Source organism: Candidatus Beckwithbacteria bacterium, assembly GCA_012797845.1.
Classification (GTDB): domain Bacteria; phylum Patescibacteriota; class Microgenomatia; order UBA1400; family UBA1449; genus JAAZOH01.
The window spans coordinates 1-15,377 of the sequence record JAAZOH010000032.1 but is presented as its reverse complement, the minus strand read 5'-3'; the positions used below and the strand labels follow the sequence as shown (position 1 = coordinate 15,377).

At 38.0% G+C, this 15,377-nt stretch carries 14 protein-coding genes and 1 tRNA gene; 7 read left to right on the top strand and 8 right to left on the bottom strand.

From position 1 onward, the window contains the following. Positions 1–177 precede the first annotated feature (177 nt). The 3 genes from GYA49_04035 to GYA49_04025 all read left to right on the top strand — a co-directional run bounded on the left by GYA49_04035 (position 178) and on the right by GYA49_04025 (position 1,139). Positions 178–426 (top strand): GIY-YIG nuclease family protein, encoded by a 249-nt coding sequence (locus GYA49_04035; protein ID NMC36188.1) that lies wholly within the window; start codon positions 178–180, stop codon positions 424–426. A 5-nt stretch (positions 427–431) separates the two neighbouring features. Then, positions 432–503 (top strand) — tRNA-Glu (locus tag GYA49_04030). A gap of 3 nt (positions 504–506) precedes the next feature. Next, the gene (locus GYA49_04025; GenBank protein NMC36187.1) at positions 507–1,139 is read left to right on the top strand and encodes an HAD hydrolase-like protein; all 633 of its coding nucleotides are present in this window, start codon (positions 507–509) and stop codon (positions 1,137–1,139) included. A 3-nt stretch (positions 1,140–1,142) separates the two neighbouring features. On the opposite strand, the gene GYA49_04020 is transcribed toward GYA49_04025, so the two are convergent. The 3 genes from GYA49_04020 to GYA49_04010 form a co-directional block, all read right to left on the bottom strand. Further along, positions 1,143–1,727: a F0F1 ATP synthase subunit delta gene (locus GYA49_04020; GenBank protein ID NMC36186.1), complete on the bottom strand. Its 585-nt coding sequence runs from the start codon at positions 1,725–1,727 to the stop codon at positions 1,143–1,145. Then, positions 1,724–2,245 carry a hypothetical protein gene (locus tag GYA49_04015; protein NMC36185.1) on the bottom strand — a complete coding sequence of 174 codons (522 nt, stop codon included), beginning with the start codon at positions 2,243–2,245 and terminating at the stop codon, positions 1,724–1,726. Before GYA49_04015 ends, GYA49_04020 begins: the two co-directional genes overlap by 4 nt. A 62-nt stretch (positions 2,246–2,307) precedes the next feature. Then, complete coding sequence (locus tag GYA49_04010; GenBank protein ID NMC36184.1) at positions 2,308–4,215, bottom strand: ATP synthase F0 subunit C; 1,908 nt, start codon at positions 4,213–4,215, stop codon at positions 2,308–2,310. 142 nt (positions 4,216–4,357) lie between these two features. On the opposite strand from GYA49_04010, the gene GYA49_04005 reads away from it, so the two are divergent. Then, positions 4,358–4,924, top strand: a complete 567-nt coding sequence (locus tag GYA49_04005; GenBank protein ID NMC36183.1) for a hypothetical protein — start codon at positions 4,358–4,360, stop codon at positions 4,922–4,924. Between the two features lies 1 nt (position 4,925). Here the strand turns inward: GYA49_04005 and GYA49_04000 are convergent, their stop codons facing one another. Further along, a complete protein-coding gene (locus GYA49_04000; GenBank protein ID NMC36182.1) occupies positions 4,926–5,555 on the bottom strand; it encodes a hypothetical protein in 630 nt (209 codons plus the stop codon). A 100-nt stretch (positions 5,556–5,655) separates the two neighbouring features. On the opposite strand from GYA49_04000, the gene GYA49_03995 reads away from it, so the two are divergent. After that, positions 5,656–6,990: a hypothetical protein gene (locus GYA49_03995; protein ID NMC36181.1), complete on the top strand. Its 1,335-nt coding sequence runs from the start codon at positions 5,656–5,658 to the stop codon at positions 6,988–6,990. Positions 6,991–7,332: 342 nt separating this feature from the next. Here the strand turns inward: GYA49_03995 and rlmN are convergent, their stop codons facing one another. Together rlmN and GYA49_03985 are read right to left on the bottom strand one after the other, a co-directional pair. Further along, positions 7,333–8,367: a 23S rRNA (adenine(2503)-C(2))-methyltransferase RlmN gene (rlmN, locus tag GYA49_03990; GenBank protein ID NMC36180.1), complete on the bottom strand. Its 1,035-nt coding sequence runs from the start codon at positions 8,365–8,367 to the stop codon at positions 7,333–7,335. 41 nt (positions 8,368–8,408) lie between these two features. Continuing rightward, on the bottom strand, positions 8,409–9,821 hold the full coding sequence (locus GYA49_03985; GenBank protein NMC36179.1) for an HD domain-containing protein: 1,413 nt from the start codon (positions 9,819–9,821) through the stop codon (positions 8,409–8,411). Positions 9,822–9,867: 46 nt separating this feature from the next. Between GYA49_03985 and recJ the strand changes: the two genes are divergently transcribed. After that, entirely contained in the window at positions 9,868–11,595 is a 1,728-nt protein-coding gene (recJ, locus tag GYA49_03980) for a single-stranded-DNA-specific exonuclease RecJ (protein ID NMC36178.1), read from the top strand. A 12-nt stretch (positions 11,596–11,607) separates the two neighbouring features. Here the strand turns inward: recJ and GYA49_03975 are convergent, their stop codons facing one another. Both GYA49_03975 and GYA49_03970 read right to left on the bottom strand, forming a co-directional pair. Continuing rightward, positions 11,608–11,817: a hypothetical protein gene (locus tag GYA49_03975; GenBank protein NMC36177.1), complete on the bottom strand. Its 210-nt coding sequence runs from the start codon at positions 11,815–11,817 to the stop codon at positions 11,608–11,610. Positions 11,818–12,812: 995 nt separating this feature from the next. Then, a complete protein-coding gene (locus GYA49_03970; GenBank protein ID NMC36176.1) occupies positions 12,813–12,983 on the bottom strand; it encodes a hypothetical protein in 171 nt (56 codons plus the stop codon). 635 nt (positions 12,984–13,618) lie between these two features. On the opposite strand from GYA49_03970, the gene GYA49_03965 reads away from it, so the two are divergent. Then, a partial coding sequence (locus GYA49_03965; protein NMC36175.1) for a hypothetical protein occupies positions 13,619–15,377 on the top strand: 1,759 nt, incomplete at its 3' end.

Genomic DNA, 15,377 nt, shown 5'->3' with positions numbered 1-15,377 from the left:
CACGTATTATATACAAATAAGTATGAGAAAATGCTGAAGATAGGCAAATTCATGTTAAAATATATGAGTTAATTTGGAGTTTGGTCCCATCGTCTAGCGGTTAGCCACTCAAAGAGTGGTCACTCTTTGAGTGAGACATCGTTCTTTGAATTTTTATATAACGAAGTTAATAAAATTATGTTTTATGTTTATTTTGTAATAAGTAGTATTGATAACTCAGTTTACGTTGGTTTTACTCATGATTTAATAACTAGGATCAAACAACACAATCAAGGTAAAACTAAATCGCTAAAGTCTAAAATTCCCATAAAACTGATTTATTATGAAGCTTATTTGACAAAAACTTTAGCTAGAAAAAGAGAAATCTATATTAAGAAAAATCAAAAAGCTAAAGAAGAAGTACTGAAAAGATTAATAAGTAAATAATTAATGGTCCCATCGTCTAGCGGTTAGGACATCAGGTTCTCATCCTGAAAACCCGGGTTCGATTCCCGGTGGGATCACCCATGATTAAAGCCGTAATCTTTGATTTTGATGATACGCTAGTTAAAACTAGACAATGCCGTTATAAGGCTCTCAAGTTTGCCGGCAAGCATTTTTACGATTTGGAAATTACTGATGAAAAACTAGGTAAACATTGGGGAGAACCGTTTTTGACTTTTGCTGGCAATGTTTTTAGTCATATTGAAGCTCCAGAACTAATTGCTAAAAAATATTTTTCCATTTTGCATAATTTCCCCACCAAAGCCTATGGAGAAGCCAACAAACTCTTAGATAAACTTTCAGGAGATTATAAACTAGGCGTAGTAACTGCTATTTCCTGCAAACTTTTGAAGCATGATGCTAAACAAGCAGGCCTTAATATTAATAAATTTGATTTTATTCAAGGCGAAGAACACAGCAAAGTTCATAAACCAAACCCTGAAGTTTTCAGACCAACTTTAGAGTTTTTTAGTCAATTTGGAATTAGCAAAAATGAAATGGTGTATGTGGGTGATGGCCTTTGTGATTGGGAAGCTGCTCGTGATGCTGGGATCAGATTTATAGGAGTTTCTTTAAATAGTTTGAGGGTTTTTGATGAGCAAAAAATTACTATAGCTAAAAGCTTGTTTGAAATACCAAATTTGCTCCTTAACTAAACTCTACTCCCCTACCATCTCCGAAGTTTTTTCCAGCTGAGAAATCCATTGTCGCTCAAACTGGGAAAATTTGGAACGCAAACTGTAGTCAAAAATCAGATTACCAACTCTAATTTTAGCTCCCCCCATAATTTTAGGATCAACTTGCAGATGAATAATAACTTGTTTATCCAAGGCTTTGCTGAGATCTTTAGCCATTTTAGTAAGATCTATGGGCAAAACTTCCACTGCAGCTACTACATTAATAACCATAACCTTCTCAGTTAGTAGTTGAAATTTTTGGACAAACTCATCAAAATAATCAAATTTATCACTATCAAAAAGCCAAAATTCTTTATCTCCCAGAAGTTCTCTGAAAAAGGTTTGTAGTAAGGGGATTTCAAAATCAGAAAATAAATCTATGATTTGAGTTTTTTTAAGTGAATCGGTCAGTTTTTTATCATTGACCACATCATTAGCATGACTTTTAAAGTTTTTAGATTGGGATAATGTCTCCAAAGCAACTGAGATCTTCTTTAGCTCTGAGGTGGTATTAATTTGCTCTAATAGTTTTTGAGCTAGCTTTTCGACACCATTATTTTCGCTCATATCCGTTGTTTTTGTTTTTTAACTTCTTCTAAAGCCTCTTGGATCAGCCCAATATGATCTTCATAAGAGAGTGAACGCTCAACTACTTTTTCAGTCACGCTAATTACCAGTTTAACCAGATTTTTCTCAACTTCTGCAAAACGTTCTTGTTTGTATTCTTCCAGATCTTGTGAAATAGCTTGATCAAAACTAGACGCCTGAGTTTTAGCTTCTTCTAAAATTTGTTTCTTTTGCTCTTTAGCTTCTTCTAAAATAGCTTCGTATTCTTCCTGAACCTGGCCTTCCAGTTCGGAGGCAACATGTTGCAATCTTTTTATGAGTTCAAAAGCTTTGACTACTTTTTTATTGGCCTGACTTTGAGCTTCTTCTTTGTGAACCTGAAGTTTTTCTCGAGCCTCTTTTAAAAACTGGTCAAGTTGTTGTTCTTGTCGCTTATGACGCCGATAAAATAACAAAAATAAAATGCCAAGTTCGGCAACAGTCACGAAGGTATAAATAAGAAAGGTCGAAACAACCATAGTGGGCAGATACTAGTATTAGTTTATTGTATTGAAAAAAGACAGTAAAAAGCAACCGGAGCTTATTTTAAAATAAACACAGCTGCCGCTAAAGCTAATCCCGCTGCTGCTAAAAAGGCAATAATGCTACCATATAAATTAAACTGTAACCGTCCTTTGGCAAAGGGGTTACGCCCAATAGCTTCCAAACCACGACTGACCATAATTCCACCTCCAATACTGGCCCCCAAAATTCCTACGCCAGCAGCCAACCCTGCTCCAATATATTTGATACCAGTTCCTCCACTACCACCTAATTTCATATCTTTCAAAAAATCCTGAATTTGAGCAGCAATAGAGGCTCCTTTTACACCTCCCAACCCAGCGCCAGCTCCACCAGCTCCAATACCAACCTGATCCATTCGTGGTTCTCCTTCAACTCTAAAAATGTTACTTACTCCCACCATACCATCTCCAGCCACAGTCACTGTTACCTCGTCAGAAGCTAAACCAATAATGGCCTGGACATACCATAAACCACTAGCAGAAGGGCTAGCTGTAGCTGGGTCAATAGTGCCAGTTGTATCAGCAAGCGCCAAAGGACCAGTGTAATTGGTTACCATTTCATTGAGTGAGTTTTTAGCAGCAATAGAAATTGTAAATGGTTCACCCACTTTTTGTGGACTAGCAATATTCTCAATCACCAACCTCCTATTCATACCAGTACCCACACTACCAACAATTTTAGCAACCTTGGTAACATTTCCTTGAGTAGCACTAATTGTTACTGTCCCAATTCCAGTTTCTGATGCAGTCAACAAAACTGTATTTGGTGTTTGTTGAACCAGGGTACCTAAATCACCGCTAATAGAAAAACTATAAGCAACTCCGGTGACTACGCTACCACTTGAGTCAACTGCAGTAGCAGTAATCGGAATTGTTGCTCCCGACAGGGCTGAAATAAAATCCGGATCTACAATCACTTGAGAAATCTCAATTGGGGTTGGTGTGGGTGTAGCACTAGGAGTAGCTGTTGAACCAGTACCTTCTTCACCAGTTCCGCTCCCACTACCACTACCAGAACCAGTGCCTTGATCTTCCGGAATAACTGAAATGGAAGCGTAAGCTGTTCGACTATCAGCTGTTGCTTTAACTGTATTTATGTAATTACCATTAGTTGCCCCAGCTGTAAAAACTCCAGCACCATCAATGGTTCCTCCACTATTTACTACTGACCAAGCAACACTCGAAAGAGTTTTTTCATTTTGATATTGATCATAGCCCTTAACAGTGAAAGGTAGTTGACTTCCTTGCGGCATCACTGCCAAAGTTGGATTAATAGATAAAGAAATAGTCGGCCCAGCAATGGCAGTTTCATAAAATTGTACCGGTGTACTGGCTCCGGATGTAATACTACCTGTCACTACGTATGTCCCATCTTTTCTTCCCAAGGTTAATGCAGTACTAGCTCTGCCAGTAGTAGCGGCTGTTGTTGCTGAAGTGCTTGTCAGAGCTTGTCCTGTTGATTTTGGTGGATAACTGGTAATAGCAAAATTAACCCCAACTCCAGAAATTGGATTATCAAAAGGATCGGTCACTTTAGCAATAAGAGATTGACCAAGCTGTGAGTAAACTGTGCCACTTTGATTACTTCCACTTACAATAGTAATAAACTTTATTCTTGTATCCGGACCAACTGTAAATTGATTAGAAGTGCCACTAGCACTTCCATAGTCAACATACATTTGGATATCTTCATCTGCGCTGGTAATGTAAACACTCCCAGTCCATACACCATTAATAAAATTGCCAGTTACAGTTGGAGCAATCGTTCCTGTGTCATCTGTCAAATAAGCTTGACCATTGAAACCAGTCTCTGTTGTTCCACCACTATTTTTTGCATAGATAGTAACTTGAAATGGTACGCCAGCTAATTTGGCCCCACCTTGAGTAAAATCATCAAAAGTAAAACTATTTGGATCTGTAGCCAAAGCAGGCTTTACTAAGACCAAAAAACCTAAAATAAAAAATAGACTGAGAAAAAATTTTCTAAGCTTCACAATATCATTTATAATGAGTAATACTAAATCTTTATCATCTTACTATTTTTAGACCAAGCTAGTAAATAGAGATATGCCTGCCCAGAACCTTAGCCAAACCATCAATTCGTTTTTCGAAGGCCAAAGCTTACAAAAAGAAAAGCTGCGCTTATATGTACTGCGGGTTTTGCAATCTTCTCGCCAACAGCTTGAGCACTACATCTACACTCCAATTCATGAACCATTTTGGAATCAGGTTCATGATAGCGCTATAGCTAGTAGCAATGACAGCTGGAAAACTAGTATCACTGAAATAAAAAGTCTAGGTAAACAAATTGATTTCTGGATCAATGAAGCCGTTAGTTCACCTCAACGCATGGAATTTTTTATCTTACAAAAAGCAACCGAACTTAGTTCTGGCAATCAAAACAAAGACTACTTTTTAGCTCTTATGATTCGCAATGATCAACTTCTGGCAGTAGTGACTGTTTTCCAGGAAGCAGTGGAACATATTAAAAACTGCTTAAGCTTTGATGTACAGACTATTTTTGATTCACCGGATTTTAATTTTTTTGCCCAAAAAAGTATTGAAAAACGTATCTTCGAAATGGCTGAAGCCTACTTCCAAACTAGATCACAAATGAAGGGATTAGGAGTTTAAATTAATAAGAAACCACTGGCTCGGTCATTAAAATCTCCGGCTGATTATTGCCTTGATAAGTAACAGTCCAGACTAAATTACTGTTTTCATCTCTATAAGCATTCATCAAATCTAATGTCCTTTGGAAACTGGCCCAACCCCAAAACATTCGAGGCTTAAAATAGGTCGAAAGCAAATAGTCACAATCATTCAGGTTTTCAGTTTGCGATAGCTTGTGAATATTTGGCAAAGTTTGTAAATGTAGCAATTGGATAAGATTGTCTTCAACAATAATGCAGGCATTCTTTCGATTTTGAAAAAAATCTGTTAGCGAGGTAAATTTAGGATATTTTTGATAAAGCAGCATTCCACTATCTTCCACATAAAACCAATCCAGATTTTCCAACTTCTGAGAGCTTAATAAAATACTCATGGGCGGGCCTTGTTTAGTTTTAAGTTGCAAGTCTAAGTCTTGGCAATTTGGCTGGCAATTGTAAAAAAAACTAATGGTCACACTTTGTGTTTGCGGCTTGATTTGGGTCAAAAATGTGCTTTGTGGTAAGTCAAGCTTTTTATAAGGTTGTAAATAAGGCGGCAACTGCCAACGGTTTGAGGTTTTTAGAGCATATGGTGGTTTTTGGTTAAAAGCCAAATTTGCAGTCTGTATACGAGTAAATTGTGCGTTGCACCAAAAAGATGCGGCCAGTACACTAATGCCAACAATAAGAAAGTATTTTGGCTGCATTTTTTGTATGAATCCAAAAAAGTTATTTATAAAACGGGATTGGTTTTTATTACCTTTTGCTTTCATCTTCATTTTAGTATTATTTAATCTTGGCCTGAGACAACTCCGCAGTCAAATATATTTTGATATGGATGCTCTTTGGCCTATTAGTATTGTGATGCCCAAATTACCAAGTTGGCAGGATTTACTTACTCTCTTAGCTGTCGTTTTACTTTTTGCAGGTTTTATCAAATTATTGCAAAACAAAACTGTTTCAATTGTATACTATCTGCTTTTTCTAGCTGCTCTAATCCTGGGAACTAATCTGTTTGGCGGTATCCATGAAGGTTTTATTTTCCCGGTTAAATCAGGTGGCGTGGAGTATTGGCAGGACGCTTCTAAAATTCACTCAGTTCCAAATTTTTTACAAAACTATACATTGATTCAACCCACACTTTTGGATCATAGCCGGGTTCATCCACCTGGAGCTATGCTCTTTTTTTACTATCTGCGCCAAATTTGGGATCAGCCAATTTTTGTTAGTCTTGTAATTTTGGGCATTGGACTTGTAGGCTTATATCTCTTTTTTAAATTAATCAGTCAATATGTTAGCCAAAAAACAGCCTTATTTACCACTGTTTTACTTGGCCTTATTCCGGCTGTCCAAATTTATTTTCTAGCCAGTTTTGATACCGTCATTTTGACTTGTTTTCTGGCTTGTTTTTATTTTTGGCAACATTCCAAATCGGTCAATAAATGTATCTTAAGTCTATTATTTTTTACCATAAGTATATTTTTAACTTTTGGAGTGCTATTTTTGATTCCGGTTTTAGTTTTTGATGATTGGCAGCGCAATAAAAATATCAGTAAATCAATCCAACTGCTTCTTATAAGTTTGGGGGTAATAATTGGAGCTAATGAGATTTTGGGATATAACTATTTGACTAGCTTTCAAATTGCCCACAGCTTTGAAGGCCCATCAGGTTTTTACCTCTTAGTTCAACCGCTTTCCTATCTTATGACTAGAATAGAAGATTGTCTGGAAATTTTGGTTTTTGCTGGACCTTTTGTAACCATGCTTTTATATCGAGCTTTGAAAAGTTTAAAACCATGGCAAAGACCTTTTCATCTTAGCTCGACTGCTTTTACAGCTATTGTATCGTTGCTACTTTTCTTTTTGGCTGGCGCTTACTATACCGGCGAAACTGCCCGGGCAGCACTCTTTATCTATCCTTTTTTATTTATCTTGCTGGCAAAGTATTTTGAAAAAATTAAAATAAGTGAAATTTCACAGCTTACGCTTTTAATAGCAGTTTTTGCTCAAACTGTCTTAATGCAACTCTTTGGCTTTTTCAGCTGGTAGCGATTAGGATTTAGGATCTGGTAACTAGGAACTAGAAAAACTCATTTTTGTTTTATTAATTCGCTTTTTACATCGCAGCTATCAAGAAGCTGTTTTGTGAATTCCTTTAAAAATGGCTTCTGTATTCCTCTGAGGGAAACTTAGAAGCCAATAGTTATGAACAAAACAGCTTCTTGAAGATCAATGTCTAAGCGAGAGCTTTCTTTTGCCTATTTCTTTGGCAGCACAAAGAAATAGGCTTTAATACTTTTGGACAAGCCCTGCCTGCCGGCAAGCAGGAAAGAAAAAATAGAAACAAGATCTGATAATAAAGAAACTAAAAATAGTAAAACTTAAAAAGTTTTAGTTTTTGGCACTCAACTGCCCACAAGCTCCAGCAATGTCAGTCCCCAAACTTTTTCTGATTGAAGCACTAATCCGAAACTCTTTTAAAATAGCGGCAAAATGTTCGGCTTGGTCTTTGGTAGCTGGTTTAAAATCTGTATCGGTTTGGTTATACACGATAAGATTGACATGAATCAGATGTTTGCTATCGCCAAACTGATCCGTGAGCAAATTTCCTAATTCTACAGCTTGTTTATCACTGTCATTAACTTCATGCAAAAGCAAATATTCAATAAAAATCTGGCGGTTAGTTTTAGCTAAATAGTATTTCATGGCCGAAATTAGCTCAGCTAAAGCATAGCGTTTATTGATAGGCATTAGCTGACTACGCAACGTATCATTGGGAGCATGAAGAGAAATGGCCAGATTGACTTGAGAAAAAGTATCTGCAAACTGCTTAATCCCCGGGACCAATCCAGAAGTTGAGACTGATATGTGTCTTTGCCCAAAACCATATAGTTTTGGATCAGTCAACCAGATGATACTAGCAGACACATTTTCCCAATTGGCAAATGGTTCACCCATTCCCATAAATACCAGATTAGAAATCCGATGAGAAAGCTTGTGTTGAGCCAAGTAGTGTTTCCAAAACAAAACCTGGTCACAGATTTCTTCAGCTCTTAAATTACGTGTTAGGCCCATTTTGCCAGTAGCACAAAAAGCACAAGTCATAGCACAACCCACCTGACAAGAAAGGCAAACTGACCATAGTTCTGAAGTCGGGTGCATTAGGACAGTTTCGATTTGCTTACCATCGTTTAGTTCAAGCAAAGCTTTATACGTATCTTTATTCTTCGAAATTTGCACAGCAATAGGTTTAACTGAAAGTATTGGGACAGCCTTAACTAACTCTTCTCTGAGTGATTTTGGGATAGTAAAAATATCATCATAGCGTTGGGTCTGATTCATAACTAGATCAGAAACGATTTGAGAAAAACGGTAAGCCGGCTGACCCGTGTCTTGTAAAAATTGCTGTAAGCGTTGAAAGTCCATAAGAGGTTAAAATATTGAAATTGGGCAACTAGGAGGAAACATTAAGAAGAGGTGTCTTCTTCAAAATTACTAAATTCTTTAATCCGGCCCAATAGATAGTCGCGATCATTTTTATTACTATTTTCCATTACTTCTTCAAATAAAATATTTAAAATTTCTCCGACTTTAGGCCCACCTGAAATTCCCAGTATTTCCATCACATCATGGCCAGAAACTTTCAGGTCTTTTATTTGCATGGGGGTATAGAGCACTTGACCAATCCGTTGTTGCAGTTCCCGTAAGCGCCAGGAAGTTTGGCGGGAACCACCACCTACTCGATCACCAATCCGAAGCATCATCATGTCATTGATATTTTCTAGACCAATTTTACGGATAAAACGACGAATCGCAGCATCTGTCATTTCCGGATTATAGGCAAACATATGATAACGAACTAGGATAAATAATCGTTCTTTATCGCGGTTAGATAAATGTAAGCGTTCACCAATTTTTTTAGCCAGTCTCCCGCTTACTACTTCATGTCCATAAAACGTAATTTTGCCATTTTGCTTGCGGTAAGCTTTAGCTTTACCGCTGTCATGAATAAGCGTTGCTAAACGGATAATAGGATCTGGTGAAGGGCAAGCTGCAGCTGCGTCCAGACTGTGATGCCAGACATCTTTAGTATGATGACCAGCTTGCTCAACACCAACGGTTTCCTCCATTTCCGGCAAAACATAATGCAGGAGACCGGTTGCGAGCATCAATTTCATCCCGTCAGTAAAATAAGGTGCGACTAACATTTTTAAAAGCTCATCGCGAATTCGTTCTCCGGAAATATGTTTGAGTAGTGGAGCATTATCTTTAATTGCTGACAGCGTATTTGCCTCAATCAAAAATCCCAGTTGAGCAGCTAATCTGACAGCCCGCAACATCCGCAAGGCATCTTCGCTAAATCTAAGTTTGGGGTCACCAACTGCTTTGATCTGTTTTTGCTTTAAGTCCTCTTGGCCACCAAACAAATCAATTAGTTCAAACTCACCATTTTTTTTAGACAGAGCTAAAGCATTGATAGTAAAATCCCGCCGCTTCAAATCATCTTCAATTGTTTCGCCCCAAGCCACTTCGTCTGGCCGGCGAAAATCAGAATACGTGCCTTCGGTGCGGTAAGTAGTAATTTCAAAAACATCCCCCAATTCTAAACCTTCTTTGGCAAACTCATAATTTTGAAGGCTAAATTGGGCTATGAGTTCTTCAACAGTAACGCCGACTGTGCCAAAACCATTATCATAAAACGACTCTGGGAAAAGCTCTTGTAACTGTTCCGGCTTGGCATTGGTCGTAAAATCCCAATCTTTAACTTGTTTATCCAAAAGGACATCACGAACCGAACCACCTACAATATAAATTTCAAAATTGTGCTCTTGGAGGTAGTTTAAAACTTTTTCGACTAGGACTGGGACTTGCAGGTTCATGAAAGTTATTATAACGTGAGAAACAATATTAATGTAACCAATACCTATGCAATCAGTGTGGCAGGTCAAATCCCACCTCAAACCAGATACTAAAAATCGTTTGCAAGCCATCATTGATGCATTGCTAAAAAATCGTGGCTTATCGTCAAAACAAGATCAGGAAGTCTTTTTTCAAAAAGCTAAACTGGAAGATATTAGTATTGAAAAATTAGCGATTCCCAAAACCCAAATCACTAAGGTTTTAAAACGCCTAGAAAAAGCTCTAAAAAATAAAGAAAAAATTGTCATCTATGGTGATTATGATGCTGACGGTATTACTGCTACCGCTATCATGTGGGAAACATTGCATGCTTTAGGTTTTAAGGTCATGCCTTTCCTACCCCACCGGGAAGAACAAGGTTATGGTCTCAAACCTGATGGTATTGATGCAGTTATCAAACAGCTGGGCAAACCAGATCTTTTAATGACCGTTGATAATGGTATCGTTGCTTTTGAGGGAGTTCAGCATGCCAATAAGTTGGGCATTGATGTTATTATCACTGATCATCACGAAGCCCACCATACTTCTCATAAATATCCGGAAAATAAGGTTAAAACCAAGGCAACCTATCCAGATGCTTTAGCGGTGATTCACTCAATTCAAACTGCTGGGGCTGGAGTATCTTTTTTGCTAGCTAAAAAAATCTGGCAGCATTTTAAAGGTCAAAAACCAAACTTTCTGGAAAATTTACTAGAGCTAGCTACCATTGGCATCATCGCCGATATCATTCCTTTACTAGGCATCAATCGTCAAATCGTCAGCTTGGGTTTAAAGCTGCTAGCCAAAACATCTAGACCAGGCTTAAAAGCTTTGATGACCGAAGCCCAAATCGATCTCAACGCTGATTTAAATACTTACCATGTCGGTTTTATCATTGCCCCCAGACTTAATGCTACCGGCCGATTAGAGCATAGTCTTAATTCTCTTCGCCTACTCTGCACCAAAGACCAGGGTAAGGCTATTCGTTTAGCTCTTGATTTGGGCAGTATCAATAAAACCAGACAGGGTTTGACTAAACAAAGTTTAGACAATGCTCTAAAACTTTTTACTGACAAAGAACATCTAGAAAAGCTTTTAATTACTGATTCAACTACCTATAATCCCGGGGTGATTGGTCTGATTGCCGGTAAATTAACTGAGCAATTTCACCGCCCTGCTATTGTCATGGCTACTTTGGATGGTGTCGCTAAAGGCTCAGTTCGCTCTGTTCCAGGAGTTGATATTATTGCTCTACTTCGAGAATTTGAGGAGGAATTTTTGGAGTTGGGCGGCCATCCTATGGCAGCTGGTTTTTCTTTGGAAACTGATAAAATTGCCACTGTTTCTCATAAACTACAAGCCAGAGCCGAAGAAATAATTGACGGAAAACTACTCGTCCCTACTTTGGAAGCTGATCTAGAACTAGATTTTAATGATTTAAGTTTTGATCTCTATCACGATTTAGAAAAATTTGCCCCTTTTGGCCTGGCAAATTCCCGACCTGTCTTTATTACCCGCAATGTTCAAGTGGAATCTCTACGACCAGTTGGACAGCAAGCCAAACACTTAAAACTAACTTTACATCAGCAATCTCTAAATTCTAATATTGATGCCATCTACTTTTCCGCTGGCGATTGGCTTAGCAATCTTCAACAAGGTGATACCACTGATATCGCCTACCAACTTGATTTGAATACTTGGAACGGCAATCAATCACTTCAGCTTATTATTAAAGATATAAAAAAAGTTGATTAGATTTAATGTAAATCAAGCTGCCTTATCGAATTCTTGCTGTTCTTGCTGACCACATAAACCAACCAATTGAGCATGTCTATATAATAATCTAGTATCTTGTGGGGATAAATCATTCAATATCTCTTCACCATATACTGCAGCAATAAAACGACGTTTTTCTGCAAATTCAGCTATCACCAACTCCCATCCAGTAAAAGAACTTTCTCGACCTCCTTTTATCATACTAACTCACCTCCTTTTAAACATAAAAAACCTCCTTTGTGAGGAGGTTAATTTTTATAAATTTATAAATTTCTTCAAATCTTACCTCCTCCAAAATCCACGACAATAATAAGCCCAAGAATAAGACTGCTAATGGTTGCGATAGGATTTTGTTTTGGTAAGTACTGCTTCATAAAAAAGTACTAAATATATTTTGTTTCAATTTTTTTGAAAAGACTTGCCTTAGACTGACGCTATTGCCAGCCAAGGCAAGTCTTATTTTGAAAAGTCAGTAACACATTTGATCTGGAGTCAAAATCATAATTCATACTCACTACCCATGATTCATATTTTAACTCCACATATGTGATGTGTTACTGACTTAGTGCCGAGGGAGTTATAAATTTTAAAATGCTATTATTTTTAAATTTATTTTCTCCTGGCTGGAGTAGCAATGTTTTCTCTGATGGTGTTTATATTTTTTTACTTACTGGTTGGTTTTAAAATTCTAGAGTGCCTTTGCGGCAGTTTGCGTTTTGCCGCAAAGGCACTTTTCGGCGAAAGCGATCACCGACTTAGCAAGAATATATGGTTACTTATTGCTTCTTGCTCAATCTCTTCCTCCGAGCCTTTCTGTTTTGCTCCTTCAGTCGATCTCGATTGCGTTTTCTTACTTCTGGATTTCGCTTATTAGGATTAACATATGTACACATATAGTCTCCTTTACCAGATAGTTCAAGAGATTTTGCCTCCGCTTTCACTTAGGCCACAGACCTAAGGCATGAACCAGACCAGATTGGTTCAACAGACAAAATCAGGCACAGAAATCTTCAATTTTTTGAAAATTTTTGAATCTGATTTTTATTTACTACTCCAATTTTTAATGAGCTAAATTTTCCTATTATTTTTAATAAATTACCTATTAATGGACCAGCTATATGGCAATTTATTTTCTTTCACTTTCATGATTTGGTATTTTTTTCTCACCTTTCTTCAATTTTTACTTTTTAAAAAAATTAGTCATCGCAATAATCGCTTCCTAAACCTAATTCTTCTATTTGTTTATCCCAATTACCAGCTTCTGCTGCCTCTGCTACTAATTCCCCAACAGCTGCAATCTTATCAGGATCTAAGCCAATAGCTTCGTTAATTTCTCTTTCACTTAAATGTTCAATTGTTTCATTCATATTTCTCCTCATTAAAAAACCTCCATTTTCAGGAGGTTTACGTTTTTATATTTTTATCTATTTACGCTTTACCTCCTGTATTATCCGCGCAAATAAGCATCCAAAGAGCGCGGACTTGAAAGGTAATAAATTGGTAAGCAGAATTACTTATCATATACGTATATTGTAAAAACACTTTTATCAATCTGTCAATCACATATTTAATATTGCTAGCTCATTGACCATTAATCATTTCTTTCTTATAATAAGAGCATAATTTAGAAAAAGCGTTTGAGTCTGCTGACACCAGATAAGTTGCAAAACAACACGCTACTTAGCCAAAACTAAGTCGGGTAAGCCCGTGATAGCTGGAAAAGTATAATAAAAGATGGTACCGCCTTATGGCTCTTTTTAAAAAGCTCGGGCGGTTTTTTGTTGTACTTTAGATTTTTAAAATAAAAATAGTACAACAATCCGCCGCAGTATCATGAGGTAAACGAGGCTGAATAAGCCTATGTGCAACCTCAAGAACGCAGGCGGATGAGCCTTATTAAAATAATATTAGTGTCATCCTGAAGAAATGAAATGACTGAAGGATCTTACAAGATCCTTCGCCCTTCGATAAACTCAGGACTCAGAATGACACAAAAAAAGATATGTCTCGCACTCTCACTCTCCAAACCCCAGAATTAGTTGGTCAGGAAGTAACATTGAATGGCTGGGTCAATACTATCCGTGATCACGGTAAAGTCGTTTTTATCGAGTTGCGGGACCGCAGTGGCAAAGTCCAAGTAGTTGGCGATAGCAAATTGGGCAAAGTCCATCCCGAAGATGTGCTAGAAATTCATGGCCTGGTTGCCAAACGGCCAGACAATATGATTAATCCTAACTTGCCAACCGGAGAAGTCGAGGTTCAGGTTAAAGGTTTTCAAATTATTAACAAATCAAAAGAGTTGCCATTCCCGATTGATACTAGTGGTCATGAAATCGCTGAAGAGTTACGGCTTAAATACCGTTATCTAGATCTGCGCCGGCCTCGGCTCAATGCTTATATGAAACTGCGCAGCAAGGTAGCTCAGTTTCTACGCAACGAACTAATTGCTCAGGATTTTGTGGAAACTGAAACTCCTATGCTGACTAAAACCACTCCAGAAGGCGCTCGGGACTTTTTAGTCCCATCAAGATTACAACCCGGAAAATTTTACGCCCTTCCTCAAAGCCCTCAGCAGTATAAGCAAATGCTGATGGTAGCTGGACTGGAGCGCTATTTTCAATTTGCCCGCTGTTTTCGAGATGAAGATGCCAGAGCTGACCGGGCTTATGGTGAGTTTACCCAGCTTGATATCGAAATGTCTTTTGTGACCCAGGAAGATATTCTTCAATTAATTGAAGCGATCTTTACTAAAATGGTAGAAACTTTATTCCCGGATAAACATATCAGTCAAAGTCCCTGGCCTCGCCTTTCTCACCATGAAGTTATGGAAAAATATGGCACTGATAAACCGGACTTACGCCAAAATAAAAATGATCCTAATGAACTAGCCTTTGCTTGGACTCTAGATTTTCCACTATTTACTGAGCAATCTGAGGATGATTTTTTCCATGGTTCTGGAAGCGCTAAGTTTGCCCCATCTCACCATATGTTTACCGCTCCCCATCCAGATGATATTCCTCTTTTAGACACTGATCCAACCAAAGTTCGGGGCTTGCAACATGATTTGGTCTTAAATGGCTACGAAGTGGGCGGTGGTAGCATCCGAATTCACCAGCCGGAAATCCAGCAAAAGATTTTTGACTTGATTGGTTTTAGCAAAGCACAAAGCCAGCAATTTGAACACCTACTTACCGCTTTCCAATATGGTGTCCCACCTCATGGTGGCATTGCTCCTGGTTTTGACCGGCTTTTGATGGTTATTTTAGGCGAACCCAATTTACGAGAAGTTATGGCTTTTCCTTGTGCCACTTCTGGTATCACTGCTGTAGTTAATGCACCCTCGCAAGCTACTGACGAGCAGCTTAAAGAGCTTGGGGTTCAGGTCCGCTCAATGGGTAGTAAGCCAGCTGGTTCAATCTTTGAGCAAATCAAAAATTATCTGGAAACAGAAAAAGTTGCTTTCGAAATATTTGAACACGAGCCTGTTTTCACCTGTGAGCAAGCTATTGCTATTTCTAAAACTAAACCAGAAGAAAACGCAAAAGCGCTGCTTTTAGAAGCTGACGGTCAAGCCATTATGACCGTACTATCAGCTGACAAAAAGTTAGATTTAAAAGCTCTTAGGCAGATTACCGGTAAAAAGGATGTTTCAATCGGTAGTAAGGAGTTGCTTAAAAAAGCTACAGGCTTGGAACCTGGCTCAGTGCCACCATTTGGCAGTTTATGGAAACTTCCGACTTATCTCGAAGAGGGTTTTAGTA

Coding starts and splice junctions, on each gene's coding strand:
- GYA49_04035 (NMC36188.1), top strand. CDS start 178: ATGTTTTATGTTTATTTTGTAATAAGTAGTATTGATAACTCAGTTTAC.
- GYA49_04025 (NMC36187.1), top strand. CDS start 507: ATGATTAAAGCCGTAATCTTTGATTTTGATGATACGCTAGTTAAAACT.
- GYA49_04020 (NMC36186.1), bottom strand. CDS start 1,727: ATGAGCGAAAATAATGGTGTCGAAAAGCTAGCTCAAAAACTATTAGAG.
- GYA49_04015 (NMC36185.1), bottom strand. CDS start 2,245: ATGGTTGTTTCGACCTTTCTTATTTATACCTTCGTGACTGTTGCCGAA.
- GYA49_04005 (NMC36183.1), top strand. CDS start 4,358: ATGCCTGCCCAGAACCTTAGCCAAACCATCAATTCGTTTTTCGAAGGC.
- GYA49_03995 (NMC36181.1), top strand. CDS start 5,656: ATGAATCCAAAAAAGTTATTTATAAAACGGGATTGGTTTTTATTACCT.
- rlmN (NMC36180.1), bottom strand. CDS start 8,367: ATGGACTTTCAACGCTTACAGCAATTTTTACAAGACACGGGTCAGCCG.
- GYA49_03985 (NMC36179.1), bottom strand. CDS start 9,821: ATGAACCTGCAAGTCCCAGTCCTAGTCGAAAAAGTTTTAAACTACCTC.
- recJ (NMC36178.1), top strand. CDS start 9,868: ATGCAATCAGTGTGGCAGGTCAAATCCCACCTCAAACCAGATACTAAA.
- GYA49_03975 (NMC36177.1), bottom strand. CDS start 11,817: ATGATAAAAGGAGGTCGAGAAAGTTCTTTTACTGGATGGGAGTTGGTG.
- GYA49_03970 (NMC36176.1), bottom strand. CDS start 12,983: ATGAATGAAACAATTGAACATTTAAGTGAAAGAGAAATTAACGAAGCT.